Here is an 18,254-nt window from a genome sequence, read left to right on the forward strand (position 1 = left end):
GGGACACGTTTAGACCGCTTGGAAGGCCGTAATCGTCAGGAGCTTGATGCCCGCGTTGCTGCACGCATCGTGCGGCTCGGGAACGAACAACGACGCCGTGTCCCCCGGCGGGTAGATCCGGTAGCCCGCGGCCGCGACCTTGGTGCAGTCGCCGTAGTTGCCAGCCTGTGTATAGCGGATTTCAGCCCAGGCAGCCTTGCCCGGTGCCAGCTCGATCTTGGTGACCGGAACCGTGGTTTCGCGGGCTGCAGGTTCGCCGATGGGCGCGCCGTTGGCATCGGCCGTCAGCGAAACGCCGGCAAAGCCCTCGAGGGTGCAGGGCGCGGAGCCCGAGTTTGTCAGGATCAGCTTCTCGTAAATGCTGCCCGCAGCGCCCCCACCGGTTGAGTCGGTGGTGACGGTCAGCGAACCCGCCTTGCACTGGGCGGTCCCGACCGGCGCCGCAGAGGATTCCGGTGCCGAGGGAGAAGACGAGGTGGAAGCTGAAGGCGATGCCGACGTCGAGGATTGCGACGGCGAAGGTGATGACGAAGTGGGCGGAGCGCTGCTCGTTCCAGCGGGGCTCGGGCTCGGCCCGCAGGCAGCCACCAGCAGCAGCGAGGCAGCCGCCGTCGTCGTCAAAAGTCCGGTTTTAATGCGCTGAGTCCACATGGGCACCAGCCTTGCCGCGGCCGTGACCCGAGTCAATCGAGCCACGGCCTCGAGAAGCGATTGGCGCCCGGATCGTGATCTTCCGGGCGCCAGCCCGCTTACTTGGCTGTTTTGGCGGAGCGGCCGCGGAAGAGTGCCATAGCACCCAGGACCAAACCACCGAGACCCGCGATGAGGCCTGCCCAGCTGCGGGCAGCAGAGCCGTCATCGGTCACCGAAGAAGCCTGTTCCGTGGCGGCCGTAGTGGCGCCGTGGTGGTCACCGGACGCATCGGCAGCGGTGATGGTCACCGACGGCGCGGGCGACTTCAGGTCGTCTTCGGACTGACCATCCTTCGGGATCTCCGACCAGTCGGTTTGGCCCTGCTCGCACGTCTGCAGCGTAGGGAAGTAGATGGTCTTGCCCGCGGCGTCAGGAAGCTTGACCGACAGGACGAGCGCGTCGCGCAGGTGCGGATCCAAGGGCGTCTTGGCGGTGTAGACGATCTGGCTGGTGCGCTTCGTGATGGAGGTTCCGTCGTCGAGCTTCTTGGGCGCGGCCAGGGTTTCAGTGACCTTCTCGACCGTCCAGTTCGGGTTGACCGTGGGCTGGGCGTCGGTCAATTCCTCGGGAAGGTTGATGGTCACCTTGGTGGTGGGGGAAGTGTCGCAGCCGTGGGGGATGCCGAACGTGACAAGGGCGTAAGAGTTTGCTGCCGTCTTGTTGGGGTCGGCGCCGACGTGCGCCGAGGCTCCGGCCAGGCCAGCCATCATCAGGGCGGCGGTGCCACCGGCCACGGCGGTTGCGGACAGGGTGCGGCGGAGGGCGGACTTCATCATGGGAATGCCTTTCAGGGTGCGCCCCGAAACGGGCGCGGGTACGGGATTGGAGCCCGTCACCAGGAAGAGGCGGTGCCGGGCGGAACTAGGGAAGTACGACGGCGGCCGGTGGGCCGCGGCGGCTGTCTTGCCTAAGATTCCGCCAAGGGCGCGGGATGAAAACGTCCGGGGTGCCGGCAGCGGGAGGTGTGGCACCGGCGTCGGGCTTGAAAATCAACGTGGGCAGGGCGACCAGGGGGCGCAGCCATGCAGCGAGTTGCCACAGGGCGTCCTCACCCTTGGCCAGTGCCGCCGCGGACCCGATGGTGGCAACCACGTGGGCCGCGAACATCAGGGCGCCTGCCGCGGTGCCCAACTCGTGGATGTGGGCAGCCGGATCCAAAACGGGGGCCAGCATCTCTGAGCCTGAGTGGTGGGGTCCCGTAGGGGCAGCCGCGTCAATCGGTGCCAAAACCGTGAAGGCCTCGTGGAGCGCGAGCTGGCTTCCCCCGAGCAGGACGGTCATCGCCGGGAAGTTCAGCTTGAAGCGCGTCGCGAGCGTCGCTGCAAGTCCGGTGAGGGCAAGCAGGGCCGCGAAAACAGGAAGCGCGGGCAGCAAACCGCCGCCCAGGACGTGCGCGCCTGCCGCCAAAAGGACGATCACCGCAGCCATGGCAACGGAGCGCAAAGCATGGAAGGGAGACCGGGGCTGCGTGGTGCGCACGGTTTCCTCCCTCTGTTCGGCCTGGCTGCGACATTCGATTCTATCGGGAGTTCGTTGCCGTGCCGTTCCTGGATGGCTTCGTTACGGATGCCGATGCGGCCGCTGTCCGTCCAGCCAGTGCGCTGGCGGCGATGGTGATGAGCGCCCCAAGGATCATGGCGGCGCCTTCGCCCGGCAGCAGGAGATGCAGTTGCGATCCCACCGTAGCGGCGGCAACGGGAACCCCGAGTTGCGACGCCGATAAGACGGACAGGGGAAGTGGCTGGCCCAACAAACGCAGGCACGAGTGGACCAGCAGTGTGCCGAAGCCAAGGCAGAGTCCCAGCAGGATCATGCCGGGATTGCTGCCGAGGTCGTTGAGGTTGAGGGAAGCGCCCAGCCAGACAAAGAAGACAGGACCGAGGAAGCCATCGGTGACGGCGAAGAGCTGATGGGCCAGGCGCCGCGGCTCGCCCACCGCAGCCACGGCCAGGCCGAACGAGAAGCCCGCCAGCATCACCGAGACGTGGCCTTGGGTTGCGATGCCTGCCAGGGCAAACAACAAGGCCAGCTGAATTCGCAGTTCCAAGGCGAACTTGCGGTCCTCGGAAACATCGTGGAGGCGGCCCCGCGTGCCGCTGCGTTCGAGGGCGTGGAGCACGAAGAACAGCGCCAACGCGCACAGGGCCACCACCGCGGCGCCGATGGCCGCACGTCCCGCATTCGGTGGATCGACGGCCAGCGGCAAGGCAACAATGCAGGCGATGTCCGCGATGGCCACCTGGGCTGTCATGGTGAGGACCTTGGGCCCACCGAGTTTCAACGAGTCCACGATCGGCAACACCAAGGCGGCCGAGGACGAAGCCAGCAAGACGATGTAGAGAGGCGCGTGGCCGGTTCCAAAAAGCATGGCAATGCCGATCCCCGTCGCGGCCCCCAGCAACGCCGCGATCGCCGCCCTGGCGGCGCCGCTGCCGAGTGCCGCCCGTATCTCCTTATCGCGGACGGGGACGTGCGTTCCGGCCACGAACATGATCAGCGCAAAACCGATGTCGGCCATGAGCGTGAAAGTGGGGTCACCTGGATCCACCAGCTGAAGTCCGGTGCGGCCGATCAGGATTCCCGCCAGGAGCTGTCCGAGGACTACCGGCAGATGCCATTTCCTGGGCAACGCGAGCAGTGGCCCCAGGAGGGCCACCGCCGAAATCAGGGAGAGCTGAAGGAAAGTCACGGGTTGTCTTGGACAAGCTTTTGCTGGGGCAGGGGATCCGCCAGCTTGAGTGGAATGTCCGTGTTCTCGTCCGTGTAGTAACTGGCGCAAACGCGGTGGTACCCGTCAACGACTTGTGCCGGTATGCCTTGGGAGAGATCCCCGCGGACCATAAGCACGGGGGAGAGTTGCTTGCCGTTCCGGATCTTGCGCAGGTCCGACGCCACGTGCGCGTTGTCCATGGGCAGCAGCGTGAGTCTCGAAGCGCGGAGGATGTCCTTCGCTTTCCGATGAATGATCGAAGCCTTCCTGAGGGACTCCACCAGTTGAGCCACACCGTCCTCCGACGTCAGCATGAACAGGTAGTCCGCCGCTGCGGGGTAGTCCTGTTCCTCCGGCTCCGGGAGCCACAGGACACTGCTCTTTGGCTCGCCCGGCATCTCAGCGGACTTCCCGCTTTTTGCGGGTGAACGTCGGGCCCGGAGGTGCCGGCACGTTGGCCGTGCCTGTGGTTGAACGACGACGGCGGAGCTCAAGTTTCAGGCTTTCCTCACCCCGCGCCATGGCCCAGTGGTGGTTTGCCGAGAACAGCGGTTTGAGGAGCCAGCTCAACCTGCGGAGGAGGGGCTTGGCCGTGCTGACATGCCAGTCATAGGTGATGACTACTTCCGGGCCGTCCGTTTCGAAGGTCCAGCGGCCGGTTCCGTTGAGGTCGCCCTTTGCGGTGAGGGCGAAGCCGTCCACTGTTGCCGGCTCCGTAGGGGTCAGCCTCCAACGAAGGGTATAGGGGAGCCACCCCTTGGTGTGCAGATCGTAGGAACCCTCCGCCCCGGGAGCCGGTGTGACGTCGAGGTACACGGCCGGCCACCACTGCTTCAATGTGCCGGCGTCCCCGAGCACGTCCACAACTTCCTCACGCGTCCCGGCAACCCGCCATACCGTCTGGAACTCGTAGTCGGTGCTCTTGCCTGTCTTGCTGGTTGACCCGGCCATTGTTGCCTCCACGGTCCGTGCGGCTCCGAGGGTGTCCTTGTGGCATCCGTGAATAATGTACCGCCGGGTGGCCTGTGGCAACTACCAACTTGAAAAACGGAAGCATGTTGCCGATTTCGTTCAGGAAAGGTCCGCTCGACGGGCAAAGACGGCTTTTCGGAAATATGTTGCGTATTTTGTTCAGATAGGGCAGGGTGGGGCCTGTAAGGTGCCGAATCGGCAACATATTTCAGAAATGGTCGGATCAATGGATGACGTAAAGGCAATTGGTGTGAGCATCAGGCATGCCCGGAAAACGGCCGGTATCACCCAGGGCACCCTCGCTGACCTCATTGGTGCGTCTGCCAGAACCGTCCACGCCATCGAGACCGGAACGGGCAACCCTTCGCTCCTGACGGTTGTCGCGGCTGCCAATGCTGTCGGTCTGCGCCTGGTGACACTTGATGGCTGAGGATCTGGCACATCTGAAGTTTGTCCGCACCGCGGATGTGTACAAGTCGGGGATGTTGGCCGGCCATCTGGAACGCACAGAGCCGGGGAGCGTGCTCTTCACCTATGCTCCCGGTTACGCGGCCTCTGGCGCCAATCCCATTGCAAGTACGCTGACCTTCGCGCACGATCCTGTCGAATCCCCGAACGGCGCGCTGCCGGCATTGTTGGCCCGCGGACCTGGAATATCCTTTGCGCACCGCAGATGGGTCCGGGACCGATCAGCTGGTACCCGTACTCGGCGGCACGCGCGTCGGGGTGCAACATATAGTGAAAACAGCGGTCAGCAGTGGCGATTATCGATTTGCCGGCGCCTGCAGGAAACCCTAATCGTTAGGCTGACTCTTTTCCGCCGGCTTTGAGTGCAAGCCGTAACCAGGCAAAGAGAAGGGCCCTGGTTCCCTTCAAACACGGGAACCAGGGCCGTTCTACGAGGCAGTGACGGCAAGTTTAGAAATTACTAATACAGCATCGAGCGACGACGGAGTTGTTCCACGGCCCGACAGCAGCGAGCTCCGGAATTTCTACGCTGTCAGCCGCTATTTTCGCCTGTATTGCGCACTCTAAGTGCTGAGTGAGTCCCCGTCGGCCCAGTACGCGCATAGCTGAACTCTGGGCGATACCGTCCGTTGCTCATGTACGGCGATCGGGACTGGGACAACCCATCCCTTTGGTCGGGCCTGAATCTGATGGCATGCAGCGCACCAGCGGGGGTTTGGCGACAAAAGCTACCGTCGGCCCCGAGCGCGGCGGTCGAATCGCTCCACTCGTCCGAGGCTGGGACTTGACACACGTCAGTCGACGCGGGCGTCCTCCCGGTGCTATCTTCGATGAGCCCTAGAAAATGACGCGCCCACGGTTTGCGCAACGATGCTTTGGTAAGCAGGTGGAAAGATCGATCTATCGGCCCAGAGTCACGAACCTGATGAGAGCGCCGGGCTTCTTCTCTGGCAAGTGACAAATCAATGGCAGTCCAGGCAGCGGGGCGCACTGAAACCGTTTGGTTTGACGCATGTACAGTTTGTTATCTTGGCCGCAGTCGGGTGGCTGAGCAAAGACTCGGTCGTAACCCAGAGAACCGTCGTCCATTTTGCGCATCTCGATGAGGCGATGACGTCCCAAGTGGTCCGTGCCCTTGAGTCTCGACAGCTACTTCGGAGAACCCGTAGCCCCACCGACGGTCGTGCCTGGGAGCTGGCATTGACCCCCGCTGGGGGGAGGCTGGTAAACGAAGCGGTCGTAGTGGTCGAGAAGGTAGATGAAGAGTTCTTTCACAGGATTGCGTCGACCAGGAGTTTGTTCTTGCAGCAGCTCCGCACTCTACATCTAGGCACGGCTGACGAATCGGAGTAGGGAAACAATATGGCCACCCCCGACGATTCGCGGTGACCACTAGGTCGCGGCAACTTCCCGATCTTCAGCGCTCTCAGCAGCCTCAACTTCGGAGCGGTACGTGTTAGCCGCGGCGACACCCGGAAGCAACGTGCACGCGAGGGCGGAAACACAGAGTGCTACTAGCGGGACCCACATCCCCCCGACATACGCGTCGATCGACGTACCTGTTCCTCCCGTAGGGGAGAAATAGATGACACCTACGAGCGCGACGCCTAGTGCTGTACCGACCTGCTGGAACGTGTTGAAGACTCCTGATGCAGCGCCAGCGTGGGCGACAGGTGCGCTGGACAAAGTGAGATCGGTCAGAGGCACAACTTGTAAGGTCAGCCCGGCTCCGGCGATCGCCAAAGGGATTAGGAGATCGCTTCCGTGCAGCGCCTGGCCCATATCGGCCACAGTTCGAGAAGCCCAGAAATAGCCCGCAATTTGAGCGGCAGCTCCAAACAGGATCAGCGTTCGCCCGAGCCTTGGGCCGAGCTGCACCGCAACAATGCTGCCAATGAAAGCACCGACGGCGAAGGGAAGTGTCGCAAGACCGGTTTCCATAGCGCTGAACCCCAGCGTGAGTTGGAGGTAGAGGCTCGTGACGATCATGAAGGCGGCAACTGAAGCCGCAAAAGAGAGCTGAGCGACCACGCCTGCGGAGTATCCGCGGCTCGAAAATAGTTCCAGGGGCATTAGGGAAGTGCCGCCGTCAGATTCAACTCGGCGCTGATAACCGACAAACGCGACGATGAGGACTGCGGCGGCGACGAACATCGCCCAGATCCAAGGTGCCCAGTTTGCGGATCTTGCCTCGATGAGAGCAAAGACGGCAAGTAACAGTGCCGACGTAGCGAGTGCAAAGCCAAGCAGATCGAGGCGTACTGCTTTCGGCGATTTTGAATCAGGCATAGAGATGGCTGAAGCGACCAACAGTATTACGCCCACGGGAATGTTGATCACAAGGATGCTTCGCCACCCGAAGCCCCATAGATCTGCGGATACGAGTGCACCGCCGACCAAGGGGCCCGCGATAGCGGCCAGACCAGAGACTGCACCGAGCGCACCGAGCATTCCCGCGCGTTCTTTTGGCTCGAATAGTACCTGGATCATGGAAAGGACCTGCGGGATCATCAACGCTGCGAAAGCGCCTTGGCCAACTCGAGCTCCAATCAGGATGTCTGCGTTCGCAGCGACGACACCGAGCGCCGAAGCCAACGTGAAGCCAATTACTCCCGCGATGAACGTCTTCTTTCTGCCGAAGATGTCCCCAAGGCGACCGCCGGAAATGAGGAGGACGGCAAAAGCGAGGACATAGCCGTTGACTGTCCATTCGAGTTGTTCCGGACTTGCGCCCAGGTCGGACTGAATGGCGGGCAAAGCGACGTTGACAATTGTCGAATCAAGAAGATCCATAAACGACGCGAGTAGTAACACAAAAACTACAAGAACACGGTTTTGCAAGGGAATTCCGTTCGTGGCGAATAGCGAATGGTGTGCCGGTCGTTGAACTTTAGGTTTCGGACTGCGGAGCCGAGGTCGTCTCTACGATTGCAACTAGTGCATTTAAGTCGCGCTGAAGGCCCGTCGAAATGTCCTGGCGAAGGATTGCCGCCCAGAGAAAAGCGATGAGTCCGACCACCGTGGCGGTTGCAAGCAGTTCTGTCCGCCCGTCACTCTCTGTGGCTTCATGTCTAAATACCAGACGTGCGCCCGGGAGCAACGTGGTGTCCTCATAGATGCGATCAGGAACTAAAGCCGAGACAACAAACTTCGAGGGCGGTCCCTTCCTCGGGCGAAGCAAACCGCGAGTCCCGACGCGAAGCGGGGCGGGAGCTTCCATGGAGATCACGTTCGAGCTCCAAGACGGATGGCCCGGCAGATCAACCCACCGGGCGTAGAACCCGGACGGGTGCGCAGTGGAAGTCGCGGAAGCAGTGGCGAGGGGAATCATGATTAACACTTTGCGCGCAAAGTTAAGCTAAAGTCAACCAAAAGCGACTATCGCTCGGGTCTGGAACACATGCTTGACCTGGGCTTTCGTTTGGTTCGTTCTCCTGTCGAGGGCATTGGGACACGGACCGTTCCACCTAACCGAGGAGATTCATAACCTTGACCTTGCATGCTCCCGCTGCGGCGCCGTATCCGCAGAAGTACACAAACCCATTCGTTCTCTACCCGCCGACACTCTGGGAGAACCAAGTGGGAACAGACCTTGCGGAGAACCATCTCGGCTTCACCAATGTTGGGGGCGACTATGTCCTGTATGTGTCGGTGCCGTTCTGCCGGATCCGGTGCCATTCGTGCCCGTACTTCATTGAACTGCTCTCGATCCACGACACGCGGGACAAGGAGCAGCGCTACACGGACGCGCTGGTGACTGATCTCGAACGCTGGGCCCAAGAGCCTCGATGGAAGTCTGGAAGCCTCCGTGCGGTGTACATCGGTGGCGGTACAGGCTCGGTCCTAAAGACTGCGAATCTGAGGCGAATCACAGATACGATCGCGAAGAACTTTCCCCTGGCCGCCGACTGCGAGATAACACTCGAGGGCAATGCGCGAGACTACGACGACGAGAAACTGGACTTCGTGGTTGCTTCCCCGATTACTCGGATCAGCCTCGGGGTGCAGTCATTTGATCCTGAGGTTCTGAAAGTGATCGGTTCGCCACACGGGGCCGCGCAGAGCGCAGACGTCATCGGTCGGCTTCAACAGCGTGGCTTCGACAACGTGCAACTCGACATGATGTACAACATGCCAGGGCATACTCGCAAAGTTTGGAAGGAAGATCTTTCGAAGCTAAAGGACCTGAATGTAAATCATCTCACCACTTATCTCTACCGAATTCATGAAGGCACCCCGCAGAAAAAGTTCATTCTGGATGGCCGAGTGCCGCCGCCCGTGGATAAAGAATCGGCATACGTAAAGTCGATGTACATGGATCTCGTGGAGAGCGCGGCCGACGCTGGTTTCAATATGTACATGTTCGATCACTTCGCGACAGTCGGATCGGAGAGCGTTTACAACAAGTGGAACTTCGGCAACGCTTCGGATGTACTAGGGGTCGGGCCAGGAGCCTACGGTTTCTCCAACGGCACCCGCTTCGGGAGCGCGAAGGACGTGGCCGGCTACATCAGCTCTGTAGAGCGAGGCGAATACTACATAACCGCGGCTTCCGACCGGCTTGACGAGCGTGGAGTCAAGGAGCACTACGTGCTCAACACCCTCCATTACCTCGGTGTCGACCTTGATGCGTACTCCGCGCGGTTCGGTTCTTCCTTCGTGGAGGACTTCGCCGCGGAGACGGACAAGCTGCTCAACCGCGGTCTTGCGACATTGAGTGAAAAAAGGCTGGACCTCACCGAGCTAGGTCAGGACTTTCACATGAACGTCGCACTCGAGTTCACGAACGACAAGTATTGGGGCAACAGCGCGGCCGCCAGGACCCCTCACTGGTCCATGAACTCCCCTATGGTCGATCTCTTTAGCGGCGACAAGTCGACCTGGCTTGCCTAAGAACAAGGAATTATAAAAATGCTTCCAGAGACTGTTATTGCCGTATTTGCCACACTTGAGATCCCCATCAACGACCTAAGCGATTGCACTGACCTTCGGGAAGACCTCGGTATGGACTCTCAGGAACTCGTTGAAATGATCGCGTTGCTCGAAGAGACGCACGGTCGAACGGCGGGAACTCACACGTCGCGATTCAAGGATTTTGTTCTTCTTTCGGATGTCGTCAAGTTTTCGAACGATCTTGCTGAGAGGAAAATCGCGTGAGAATCGATGAAACCGATGCATTCGAATATCGCTGTACGCAAAGCCTCGACATTGCGTGCAGTGTTACTGAGGCCTTTAGCGCTCTGCACAAAATGGGGGATTGGCCGAATCATCTCCCGCATGTTCAAGAGATTGAAGTCCTATACGACGATGGTCAGTATCAGGAGTTTCTCATGGTCGTCAACTCAGATGGGAATGAGGTGCGCGTGCGTTCGGTTCGCAACTGTCGCGACGGCGAGATCGAGTGGTTCCAGCCGGTCCCGCCGAAGTACCTGACTAACCACGGCGGAATCTGGCGGTTCCAGACGTGCGACGTTGGCACACACGTATCTGTCACGCATGTGTGGAATATCGATCCTAGCGGGGCAGCTGTTGCTTTCCCTATGGTGGATGAACTCGAAATTCCCGGACACATCGAGACGATTCTCGGGGACCATTCGCGGCTTGCGCTGGCCGGCTGGAATCGTGTCCTTGGGGGTGGCGAGTGACCGTCGAGGCGCGCGTCGAGATCGATGCGCCGATTGAACTGGTATTCGAATGGTTCGCTGACTTGAAGCGCTGGCCCTCCGTGCTTGTTGACACGAAGGCCGTTGAAGTCTTGTACTTCGACGGCTACAACGAGGAGTTCACGATGACCGTTACCCGTCCCGGCGGGGATGAGACTGTGCGGGGCGTCCGCTATCACCGCGCACCCCGGGAACTAGAGCTTTTCCAGATGACGCCGCCGCCGGGCGTACTAGCGATGAGTGGCGTCTGGAACTTTGACGCCCTGGATAGTAACCGGACGGCCGTCCGCGCAACGAGAAACGTGGAACTCGTCGATCCCGATCCTTCCTCTACTGAAGCCTTTCGTACACGCCTTGCTGGATTTCTCGAATTGAACCTCCTCTCGTTCAAGGGGGCAATCGAACGTGATTCGTGAGTTTGAATGCTCAAGCGTCGTGCCTGCTGACCTTCGCGCGGTATCAGCGCTGTTTTGGGACGCGGCCGCTTGGCAGAGGGTTTGGTCGCCGATGGACCAGATCCAAATTGAGTACGACGACGGAGTGCATCAGGAATTCTGGATGACAGTGAATCGGGACGGGCTCGATGAGCGTGTCCGGACAGTTCGGTTTCGCTACGAGGAATCGTTAATACGCTTCTTCACTCCGAACCCTCCTCCGATGATGCGGCAACACGCGGGGAGTTGGGATTTCGCGCATCACCCGGACGGAACCGTAGTGACCGCAACCCGACGGTTCGCTATGAAGGACAGGTTCGACGATTCCAGTCTGAAACGTCAGTGGAACGCAGATGCATTTGCAGACTCTTTTCAGAGTCGGGTAGACGCCATTCTGGCGTCCTTCTCAAGCCACTTCTCCGATGCAGGGGGTCGGCATGACTGAGCCGGTCGATTTCGATGTCATCGTCATTGGTGCTGGGCCGGCGGGGCTGACCGCAGCAATGCGGCTTAACGACGCAGGCTACCGCTGCGCCGTCTTTGAGCGAGATGCGCTGGTGAGCGCGAAGCTTCCAGAGACGATTCCTGGTCTTGACTGCATCGTGAACCGCAATTTTCCAGGCGTGAACTTGCAGGCCGCGAAGTGGAAGTCGACTCGTGTTGAATTCATGGACCACAATTTCGTCACAAGGACTCGACTCGACTTGAGCTCGTTCGGTGATGACGGTGCGAGCACGGTCCGAGTCTCCAGGAGTGAGCTGGATGCGGCATTGCGGGCAGAAGCAATCCGTCGTGGACTCGACGTCCGTTGTATGTCTCCGGTGCTGGAGGTGAGTGGTCTCGATGGTGGGGATTCGCCGGTGACAGTGCAAATCGGTGGCAGCACAGGGCAAACCTACACGGCAAGGGTTGTCGTTGACGCGTCGGGCAAGATGAGCTTCCTAAGCCGAGCACGCGACTGGATCAAGCTTGGGAAAACTCTGGATGATCGCGTTGGGGTCTTCAGCCATTTCACATGGTCCGAGTCAAACGAGCTGACGGAGTCGGCGACGATGCGGCTCGTTGAGGTTCCTGATGGTTACGTCTTCGTGATTCCAGTAGCCCAGGGTCGTGTGAGCGTTGGCGCCGTCGTCTCGTGCGGCTCGAAAGCAGCGCTCAGATCTTCTCCCGAGGAAACTTTCGCAGATGTGGTTCACGAGATACCGAGGTTGGAATCTGCTCTGAGCCAGGCCGAGCGAAAGCTCCCCTACCTCAGACCGATCAACGCCGAATACACGTCCGAAGTTCCCCTCGGTCCGCGTCACGTGGTGATAGGAGACGCCGTTGCGTTCGCCGACCCGTTCTTCGATCGAGGATTCGAGTTTGCGGTCGTGTCCGGCGAGATCGCGAGCGGCGTCGTGGCGGACCTCCTGACGGACGGCGTCCACGATTCGTCCTACGCGGCGACACTTATGATCGCGCTGGATGAGATCCGCCAACGCGCTGCCACAGCACGACCCTATCTGCCAGCACGAGCCTTTGTTGATCCGCACCTTCCGTGGTTCGTGCCTCTTGCTGCGGCCGTAACTAGGACCGGTTCGATACGGCCCTCCAATTCGGGCGATGACGGTCAATTGTTCGACATGGTTCAGTCGGCCCGTGACAATTTCAGCGCATAACGCCTCAAACAGGAGAATATTTTTGCAATTCATAGACCTGAGTGTCACAACCGAGCCGACCGTCAGTGAACCTGTCCCTGTAGAGATCGAATACGTTTCGCACGGTGCAGGCGCCGACATCCTCGGAAAGGCTGGAGGTTTGACACGTGCCGACTTTCCGGACGAAGCAGGGCTAACTATCGAGTACGTAAAGATCACCAGCCACAGCGGTACGCACGTGGATGCGCCCTCGCATTTTGGTCCCACGACGGCGGGCAGCCGAGCGAGAAATATCGATGAGATGCCGCTTGATTGGTTCTTTGGCCCGGGCGTTCTCTTGGACTGTTCGGTCGGTGACGGTCCGATTTCAGCGGATGAGGTCGCCGCGGAGCTCGAAAGGATCCGTCACGTCTTGACGCCGCACGAGATTGTGCTCATCGACTCCGGCGCGGCGAAGCTGTGGGGTAAGCCGTCCTATTTCACCGATTTTCGTGGAATGTCACGCGAAGCGACGGCCTATTTGGTCGAACGCGGAGTCAGGGTAATTGGCATCGACAGCTTCGGCTTCGACAGGCCGTTTCATCAAATGCTTCAGAACTATAGCGAAGGCGGCGGCCAGAGTGAGCTCTGGCCTGCACATTTCTACGGACGCCAGCGAGAGTATTGCCACATCGAGAGGCTGGCCAATTTGGAGGCCATCGGCAGATCTTCTGGATTCACCGTTGCCTGCTTCCCCGTGAAACTCAAAGACGCGGGTGCTGGATGGACAAGAGTTGTCGCAATTCTGAATGGAGAAGACGAACGATGAAGTGTTGCGTTGCGGTGCGCGAGTTCTCCCGGTCAATTCCCGATGTCCTAGCATCGCTCGGGCGAACTGAGCTGCTGCCTGAATGGACTTCGTTCTTCAAGGCCGCAGGGCCGACTTCCGGAATCTGGACAAGCATGTCCACACATATCGGCGAGGTTCGCTGCAGGGTTGAGATTGTCCAGACCGGCATGTTCTGCAGTGTCTTTATCCGATCGCTTATCCGTGGCAAGGAGGAGTCATCGAGACTTGAGCTGGTGCCTGTCGGCGACTCAACGGTGGTTTGCTTCCATGTCTGTCTCCTTTCGGCGGAAACCGAAGAAGAACGATGTGCCCAGGAAGAAAGGATGTCGTCTGAACTTTCGAAGTTGGAGGCGCTCATCGCCAAAGGAGCTGCAAATGCCTGAACGCAGGGTAGTTGTGACAGGTCTCGGTACCGTCAATGCACTTGGCGCATCCGTGCCAGAATTCTGGAACAACAGCATCGCAGGACTCTCGGGGATCCGCGCAATCGATGAGTTCGATATCCCCGAGACTATGAGTCGTGTGGCTGGAGTCGCTGACTGTTGGCAAGGTGGGCCCACGCTCCGCGAGAGCCTGGACGATTGGGCAGGGGAGGACCGCAACGTTCATCTTGCTCGGGCGGCGGCGAAGGAAGCCGTCCTGGATGCGGCAATCGACCCTGACGAATTGGGCGAACTCTGGGGTGACCGAGCGGCGGTCTACATTGCCACGGCGATCTCGCACATCACGCGCATGGAGGCCCGGTTCAAGGCTTGGACCGATGGAGGTCGACGGCCCTACGCTAGATCTGGAACAAAGCGGCCTAGGACGAACGAGTTCAGTTTTGTATCGGCGAGTGCGAGCGTCGCAGAATGGCTTGGCGTCCCCGCGCAGTACGGGACGATTGCGACCGGCTGCACTGGTGGCGTTGACGCTATCGGTTGGGCATACAGAGCGATCAAGTACAACGGCCTAGACCTTATCGTGACAGGGTCGTGTGAGGCGCCCATTACGCCGCTAGTCGTTGGTTCATTCAGCCAGATCAACGCAACGTCGCGACGGAACTACGATCCGGCCGGATCGAGCCGGCCGTTCGATGAGTCTAGGGACGGATTTGTTCTCGCTGAGGGCGCAGGCGTGCTAGTTCTTGAGGAACTCCAAAGCGCTCTGAACAGGGGCGTGCAGATCTACGGAGAAATAGGCGGGTATGGCAGCGTAAACAGCGCGTACCACATGACAAGCATCCCGGAGGACGGGAACCCTATTGTCCGTGCCTCACGCATCGCGATGGATGACGCGGGGATTCACCCCGACGCGGTTGATTTCATCAACGCCCACGGGTCGGGCACACCACTGAACGATGTTGCGGAGAGTAACGCGTTCCACGCCCTTTTTGGAGATCGTGCCCGAGAGATTCCGGTTACCTCGAATAAGTCCCAGACCGGACACAGTCTTGCGGCGGCAAACAGTATAGAGGTTATTTCTTCATTCATGGCGATGAGGAATTCAATCCTGTCGCCCACCATCAATCTGAACCGACAAGATCCAAGATGCGACTTGGATGTTGTGGCCAATGTGTCTCGTTCAGCGGAGATCAACTGTGTTTTGAAATCGAGTAGCGGCTTCTCTGGAATTCACTCGAGCATTGTCCTCAGGTCGTATGAAAGTGAGGGCCATTGATGGCTATCGGTTGTGTAGTTGGCGCGGGCATCGCGAATCCCTTGGGAAGCACTCTCCCTTCGTTCTGGGCCGGTCTCGATTCGACCACTTCTGTGTTTGAGGTGACCGAGGGTGATGAACATTATCCTCCGTTCAATGCAGCGCGCGTTGCTGATCAGTCGATCGATCACGGTTACACCACGAGATATACGAAGCGCGTTGATAGATTCGTATTGCTGGCGATGTCCGCGGTGCGCGAGGCACTTCGAAATGCGCGCATTGAGATAAATGACGCGAACCGCGACCGTATTGGACTGATCGTGGCGAATGGGACGGGAGGGTGGGCGTATGTGGAGCCCATGCTACGACGAATGTACGCAGATGACTCGCTGCACGCGATCAACCCCTATGTTGCGACAGCCTGGTTCCCGACTGCAGCGCAGGGTGAGATCTCAATCGCGCTTGGCATTCGTGGCTACAGCAAAACCCTCTCCGGCGAAAATCTGAGTGGCGCGATCGCGCTGCAGCAAGCGCATTTGGCGCTGGAAGCCCGAGACCTGGACATCGTTGTCGTCGTTGGAGCGGAGGCGCCGCTTACGCCGGTTGTTCACATGGCCTGGCAGGATCGACGGATCGTCTCCCAGGACGGGTCGTACTCTGCTTTCGGCGAGCTCGCTGACGGTACCGTGCTTGGGGAAGGTGCCGCCGCGATTGTGCTCCAGCGTGCGGACGCCAATTCGTCGGCAGAATCCAAGGTGTGGCTCGAGGGCCTGGCTTTCGGCAACGGATTCAGCGAAAGTATGGAGAAGTCTGTGCGGGCATTGGACGGCGTCTCGATTGAACACATCTATCTTGACGGGCGTGCCAGCCTTGAAGCAGACGCCGCTGAGTACGCAGGAGTTTCGGCTATCACCGATTCTCTTGCCTCGAACTTCACCATAAGCGCACCGTCCACTCGCTATGGCAACGCAATCGCTGCTTCGTTTCTCACTTCAGTTGTAGTGGCTTGCCTTTCTCTTCAGAAGCAAGCGGTGGTCTCGACGTTAGGAAGGCCAAAGCAGCCCAGCAAAGGTACGCACATTTCTGCCGGGCGAATCGCGAAGCCACTTACTGGGGTCATGGTGAACGGTAGTGACGGCCTCGGCCAGGCCGCTTCTGTCATTGTTCGAATGTCCAAATCCACCCAACATGGAAGAAATGAGCCATGCGCATGAACGTCAGAACGACAACGGTATCTCCGACAAAACCTTTTTCTCTTGAGATGAGTTCGGGATTTCTTTGCCGATTTCCTGCCACGCTGGGTGAGCAGATCACGGAACCAAACCGGATGGTGAAGGCCTGGCGGATTGGCGATCAGACTGTTGCCGCTGATGTGAGCCAGAAGGCTGGTGGAGATCTTGAGGTCAGATTGATTTCGGAGGCTGAGATTGACGATCACACCGCCGATCAGTTGCTAGACCGAGTCACGTTTTACTTGAGCTTGGACGATGATGTGGCTGAATTATATTCGCTCGCAGAGGGAGACGGCCCATTCGGCAATTTGATTCGGCGGGCTCGTGGCTATCATCAGGTGAAGATTCCGTCTCCTGGGGAGCATCTTTGTTGGGCCATCCTGGCCCAACGTGTTCCGATGGCGTTAGCAAAGAAGATGAAGGCCAGCATCGTGGCTCGGTTCGGCAATGTTGTGGAGGTCGATGGCAAGACTCTTGTTGCCTTTCCGTCCGTTGAACAGCTCGCGACGTTGTTGGAAGAGGAGTGGATGCAGCTGGTGGGCAATGCCCGCAAGGCAACGTACTTGTTCGGCTCGATCCAGAAGTTTGCAAAAGTTCCTGAGGTGTTCCTCCGGAAGGCGCCCTTCGATGACGTAGAGAAATTCCTTCTTTCCCTGCCTGGAATCGGGCCATGGTCCGCGTCGTTTCTCATGGTGCGAGGTCTAGGTCGGATGGATAGGATGCCGGCTGACGCCGAAGCCCTGCGGGCAGCATCGAGGGTGTACGGGCGGCCAGTCGATGAAGCAGAGTTCCAACGCTTGGCCGATCGGTACGGTGAGTGGCGCGGTTACTGGGGGCATTATCTGAGGGCATTTGCGTAGGCTGGGCGCCGACGAAATCCATGTAGTCGTATGCCAGTGGGATAAGCATCTTGATTGCCTGAATGTCCAACGTCTCTTCGACCGGCGGGGCCATGTGTCGCGGCGGCAGCGCTCAGAGGCAGGTCACGATTTGGCGGCTTATGTTGTGGCCGAGTCGATGAACATACCTCGCAGCGCGGTCAGTATCAGTGCGCCGCGGGACTTCGCTCCTGAGGTTGGGATATTGCAGCGCTTTGGTGAATTCGTCATTAGTTGGTCGTACTCCGGCAGCACTATGGCAATAGCAGTTGCCGCGGCTAGATTCCTTGGCGTCGATGTAGCTGCGACCGAATGGCGCCGGGGGTTGGATGTGTTCTTTGAGATTCATGGAACAGGGGCCGAAAAGAGATGGCTGAAGAGACAGCCGGACCATGTGACAGGCGCGGCGATGATGTGGACGGCAAAAGAAGCTCTCGCCAAGGCCAAAGGGGTGGGACTCGCGACTCGCTGGGATGGATTGGAGCTCATCCCGATCTCGGGACAAAAATTCTCTCCAGCTAGAGAGGCCCTGGAGGTTCGAACGTCGGTCCACTCGCTCTGCATGGATGGCCTGGCGTTGTCGGTTGCATTTCCTGAGGGCGCGACGGTGCCCCAAATACTCGATTGGCGATTTAAGAGTCCGTGTGTGTGCACGGCAAATCGAACAGAAAGATAGGAATAACGTTATGTGGAATTCAGAGCAAGAAGCAACGACAATGGCATCCCCTGAGCAGGTTTGGGCAATCTATACCAACACTCAGAACCGGCTTGCGTGGGAGACCGGAATCGAGAGCGTGTCCCTAGACGGCCCATTTGAAGTCGGAACCAAGGGGAAGATCACTCCGACAGGGCGCCCTCCGCGCGAGTTCACGATCGTGGATTGCGTTCCGAATCAATCCTTCGCCGATGAATCTCGCTTCGGTCCAATCGTGGTACGTCTGACGCACTCTCTGGAGGCGCTTCCCGGCGGTGGTACCAAGATCGTTCACGGCGTGGTCGTCGACGGCAGCGCCGACGACGAGGTAGTAATTGGCCCTCGCATTGCCGGAGATTTCGAGTCAACACTCGCTCGGCTTGTCGCGCTTGCAGAGGCGTAGCCA

Annotated in this window: 23 protein-coding genes; 16 read left to right on the forward strand and 7 right to left on the reverse strand. The window is 59.3% G+C overall.

Annotation, left to right across the window (positions count from 1 at the left end; all coding sequences use genetic code 11):
• Positions 1 to 9: 9 nt before the first annotated feature.
• From ACIPY2_RS11245 to ACIPY2_RS11270, 6 genes are all read right to left on the reverse strand, one after another.
• The gene (locus ACIPY2_RS11245) at positions 10 to 651 is read right to left on the reverse strand and encodes a DUF4232 domain-containing protein (RefSeq protein WP_400266466.1); all 642 of its coding nucleotides are present in this window, start codon (positions 649 to 651) and stop codon (positions 10 to 12) included.
• A 98-nt stretch (positions 652 to 749) separates the two neighbouring features.
• On the reverse strand, positions 750 to 1,466 hold the full coding sequence (locus ACIPY2_RS11250) for a YcnI family protein (RefSeq protein WP_400266591.1): 717 nt from the start codon (positions 1,464 to 1,466) through the stop codon (positions 750 to 752).
• A gap of 88 nt (positions 1,467 to 1,554) precedes the next feature.
• Positions 1,555 to 2,172, reverse strand: coding sequence for a hypothetical protein (locus ACIPY2_RS11255; protein ID WP_400266467.1), 618 nt, complete (start codon positions 2,170 to 2,172; stop codon positions 1,555 to 1,557).
• A 40-nt stretch (positions 2,173 to 2,212) separates the two neighbouring features.
• The gene (locus ACIPY2_RS11260) at positions 2,213 to 3,382 is read right to left on the reverse strand and encodes a cation:proton antiporter (RefSeq protein ID WP_400266468.1); all 1,170 of its coding nucleotides are present in this window, start codon (positions 3,380 to 3,382) and stop codon (positions 2,213 to 2,215) included.
• Entirely contained in the window at positions 3,379 to 3,801 is a 423-nt protein-coding gene (locus ACIPY2_RS11265) for a hypothetical protein (protein ID WP_400266469.1), read from the reverse strand. The genes ACIPY2_RS11260 and ACIPY2_RS11265 overlap by 4 nt, the downstream gene beginning before the upstream one ends.
• A 1-nt stretch (position 3,802) precedes the next feature.
• Positions 3,803 to 4,354 carry an SRPBCC family protein gene (locus tag ACIPY2_RS11270; protein ID WP_400266470.1) on the reverse strand — a complete coding sequence of 184 codons (552 nt, stop codon included), beginning with the start codon at positions 4,352 to 4,354 and terminating at the stop codon, positions 3,803 to 3,805.
• Between the two features lie 271 nt (positions 4,355 to 4,625).
• Between ACIPY2_RS11270 and ACIPY2_RS11275 the strand changes: the two genes are divergently transcribed.
• The 3 genes from ACIPY2_RS11275 (at position 4,626) to ACIPY2_RS11285 (ending at position 6,196) form a co-directional block, all read left to right on the forward strand.
• Positions 4,626 to 4,805 carry a helix-turn-helix transcriptional regulator gene (locus ACIPY2_RS11275; protein WP_400266471.1) on the forward strand — a complete coding sequence of 60 codons (180 nt, stop codon included), beginning with the start codon at positions 4,626 to 4,628 and terminating at the stop codon, positions 4,803 to 4,805.
• On the forward strand, positions 4,798 to 5,205 hold the full coding sequence (locus ACIPY2_RS11280) for a HipA N-terminal domain-containing protein (protein ID WP_400266472.1): 408 nt from the start codon (positions 4,798 to 4,800) through the stop codon (positions 5,203 to 5,205). The genes ACIPY2_RS11275 and ACIPY2_RS11280 overlap by 8 nt, the downstream gene beginning before the upstream one ends.
• A gap of 592 nt (positions 5,206 to 5,797) precedes the next feature.
• Complete coding sequence (locus ACIPY2_RS11285; protein ID WP_400266473.1) at positions 5,798 to 6,196, forward strand: MarR family winged helix-turn-helix transcriptional regulator; 399 nt, start codon at positions 5,798 to 5,800, stop codon at positions 6,194 to 6,196.
• Positions 6,197 to 6,235: 39 nt separating this feature from the next.
• Here ACIPY2_RS11285 and ACIPY2_RS11290 read toward each other — a convergent pair whose 3' ends face one another.
• Positions 6,236 to 7,684 (reverse strand): MFS transporter, encoded by a 1,449-nt coding sequence (locus tag ACIPY2_RS11290; protein ID WP_400266474.1) that lies wholly within the window; start codon positions 7,682 to 7,684, stop codon positions 6,236 to 6,238.
• A gap of 648 nt (positions 7,685 to 8,332) precedes the next feature.
• Between ACIPY2_RS11290 and ACIPY2_RS11295 the strand changes: the two genes are divergently transcribed.
• From ACIPY2_RS11295 to ACIPY2_RS11355, 13 genes are all read left to right on the forward strand, one after another.
• The gene (locus tag ACIPY2_RS11295) at positions 8,333 to 9,736 is read left to right on the forward strand and encodes a coproporphyrinogen-III oxidase family protein (protein ID WP_400266475.1); all 1,404 of its coding nucleotides are present in this window, start codon (positions 8,333 to 8,335) and stop codon (positions 9,734 to 9,736) included.
• Positions 9,737 to 9,754: 18 nt separating this feature from the next.
• Positions 9,755 to 10,000 (forward strand): acyl carrier protein, encoded by a 246-nt coding sequence (locus ACIPY2_RS11300; RefSeq protein ID WP_400266476.1) that lies wholly within the window; start codon positions 9,755 to 9,757, stop codon positions 9,998 to 10,000.
• Entirely contained in the window at positions 9,997 to 10,488 is a 492-nt protein-coding gene (locus ACIPY2_RS11305; RefSeq protein WP_400266477.1) for an SRPBCC family protein, read from the forward strand. Before ACIPY2_RS11300 ends, ACIPY2_RS11305 begins: the two co-directional genes overlap by 4 nt.
• Complete coding sequence (locus ACIPY2_RS11310) at positions 10,485 to 10,922, forward strand: SRPBCC family protein (RefSeq protein ID WP_400266478.1); 438 nt, start codon at positions 10,485 to 10,487, stop codon at positions 10,920 to 10,922. Before ACIPY2_RS11305 ends, ACIPY2_RS11310 begins: the two co-directional genes overlap by 4 nt.
• Positions 10,912 to 11,385: an SRPBCC family protein gene (locus tag ACIPY2_RS11315; RefSeq protein WP_400266479.1), complete on the forward strand. Its 474-nt coding sequence runs from the start codon at positions 10,912 to 10,914 to the stop codon at positions 11,383 to 11,385. The genes ACIPY2_RS11310 and ACIPY2_RS11315 overlap by 11 nt, the downstream gene beginning before the upstream one ends.
• Positions 11,378 to 12,598 (forward strand): FAD-dependent oxidoreductase, encoded by a 1,221-nt coding sequence (locus tag ACIPY2_RS11320; RefSeq protein WP_400266480.1) that lies wholly within the window; start codon positions 11,378 to 11,380, stop codon positions 12,596 to 12,598. The genes ACIPY2_RS11315 and ACIPY2_RS11320 overlap by 8 nt, the downstream gene beginning before the upstream one ends.
• The gene (locus ACIPY2_RS11325; RefSeq protein WP_400266481.1) at positions 12,579 to 13,385 is read left to right on the forward strand and encodes a cyclase family protein; all 807 of its coding nucleotides are present in this window, start codon (positions 12,579 to 12,581) and stop codon (positions 13,383 to 13,385) included. Before ACIPY2_RS11320 ends, ACIPY2_RS11325 begins: the two co-directional genes overlap by 20 nt.
• A gap of 134 nt (positions 13,386 to 13,519) precedes the next feature.
• A complete protein-coding gene (locus ACIPY2_RS11330) occupies positions 13,520 to 13,789 on the forward strand; it encodes a hypothetical protein (protein ID WP_400266482.1) in 270 nt (89 codons plus the stop codon).
• Entirely contained in the window at positions 13,782 to 15,065 is a 1,284-nt protein-coding gene (locus tag ACIPY2_RS11335; protein WP_400266483.1) for a beta-ketoacyl-[acyl-carrier-protein] synthase family protein, read from the forward strand. The genes ACIPY2_RS11330 and ACIPY2_RS11335 overlap by 8 nt, the downstream gene beginning before the upstream one ends.
• Positions 15,065 to 16,258 (forward strand): beta-ketoacyl synthase N-terminal-like domain-containing protein, encoded by a 1,194-nt coding sequence (locus tag ACIPY2_RS11340; protein WP_400266592.1) that lies wholly within the window; start codon positions 15,065 to 15,067, stop codon positions 16,256 to 16,258. The genes ACIPY2_RS11335 and ACIPY2_RS11340 overlap by 1 nt, the downstream gene beginning before the upstream one ends.
• The gene (locus ACIPY2_RS11345) at positions 16,249 to 17,136 is read left to right on the forward strand and encodes a DNA-3-methyladenine glycosylase family protein (protein ID WP_400266484.1); all 888 of its coding nucleotides are present in this window, start codon (positions 16,249 to 16,251) and stop codon (positions 17,134 to 17,136) included. The genes ACIPY2_RS11340 and ACIPY2_RS11345 overlap by 10 nt, the downstream gene beginning before the upstream one ends.
• Before the next feature lie 274 nt (positions 17,137 to 17,410).
• Positions 17,411 to 17,830, forward strand: coding sequence for a 4'-phosphopantetheinyl transferase superfamily protein (locus ACIPY2_RS11350; RefSeq protein ID WP_400266485.1), 420 nt, complete (start codon positions 17,411 to 17,413; stop codon positions 17,828 to 17,830).
• A 10-nt stretch (positions 17,831 to 17,840) separates the two neighbouring features.
• Entirely contained in the window at positions 17,841 to 18,251 is a 411-nt protein-coding gene (locus tag ACIPY2_RS11355; protein WP_400266486.1) for an SRPBCC family protein, read from the forward strand.
• Positions 18,252 to 18,254: the final 3 nt, after the last annotated feature.

The organism is Paenarthrobacter sp. NPDC089675 (assembly GCF_044749185.1).
In the GTDB taxonomy this organism is placed as follows: domain Bacteria; phylum Actinomycetota; class Actinomycetes; order Actinomycetales; family Micrococcaceae; genus Arthrobacter.

Bases quoted from the DNA above. Each gene is read 5' to 3' on its own strand.
- ACIPY2_RS11320 (WP_400266480.1), top strand. From the start codon at position 11,378: ATGACTGAGCCGGTCGATTTCGATGTCATCGTCATTGGTGCTGGGCCG.
- ACIPY2_RS11265 (WP_400266469.1), bottom strand. From the start codon at position 3,801: ATGCCGGGCGAGCCAAAGAGCAGTGTCCTGTGGCTCCCGGAGCCGGAG.
- ACIPY2_RS11300 (WP_400266476.1), top strand. From the start codon at position 9,755: ATGCTTCCAGAGACTGTTATTGCCGTATTTGCCACACTTGAGATCCCC.
- ACIPY2_RS11250 (WP_400266591.1), bottom strand. From the start codon at position 1,466: ATGAAGTCCGCCCTCCGCCGCACCCTGTCCGCAACCGCCGTGGCCGGT.
- ACIPY2_RS11335 (WP_400266483.1), top strand. From the start codon at position 13,782: ATGCCTGAACGCAGGGTAGTTGTGACAGGTCTCGGTACCGTCAATGCA.
- ACIPY2_RS11245 (WP_400266466.1), bottom strand. From the start codon at position 651: ATGTGGACTCAGCGCATTAAAACCGGACTTTTGACGACGACGGCGGCT.
- ACIPY2_RS11350 (WP_400266485.1), top strand. From the start codon at position 17,411: ATGGCAATAGCAGTTGCCGCGGCTAGATTCCTTGGCGTCGATGTAGCT.
- ACIPY2_RS11330 (WP_400266482.1), top strand. From the start codon at position 13,520: ATGTCCACACATATCGGCGAGGTTCGCTGCAGGGTTGAGATTGTCCAG.
- ACIPY2_RS11345 (WP_400266484.1), top strand. From the start codon at position 16,249: ATGCGCATGAACGTCAGAACGACAACGGTATCTCCGACAAAACCTTTT.
- ACIPY2_RS11340 (WP_400266592.1), top strand. From the start codon at position 15,065: ATGGCTATCGGTTGTGTAGTTGGCGCGGGCATCGCGAATCCCTTGGGA.
- ACIPY2_RS11280 (WP_400266472.1), top strand. From the start codon at position 4,798: ATGGCTGAGGATCTGGCACATCTGAAGTTTGTCCGCACCGCGGATGTG.
- ACIPY2_RS11270 (WP_400266470.1), bottom strand. From the start codon at position 4,354: ATGGCCGGGTCAACCAGCAAGACAGGCAAGAGCACCGACTACGAGTTC.
- ACIPY2_RS11355 (WP_400266486.1), top strand. From the start codon at position 17,841: ATGTGGAATTCAGAGCAAGAAGCAACGACAATGGCATCCCCTGAGCAG.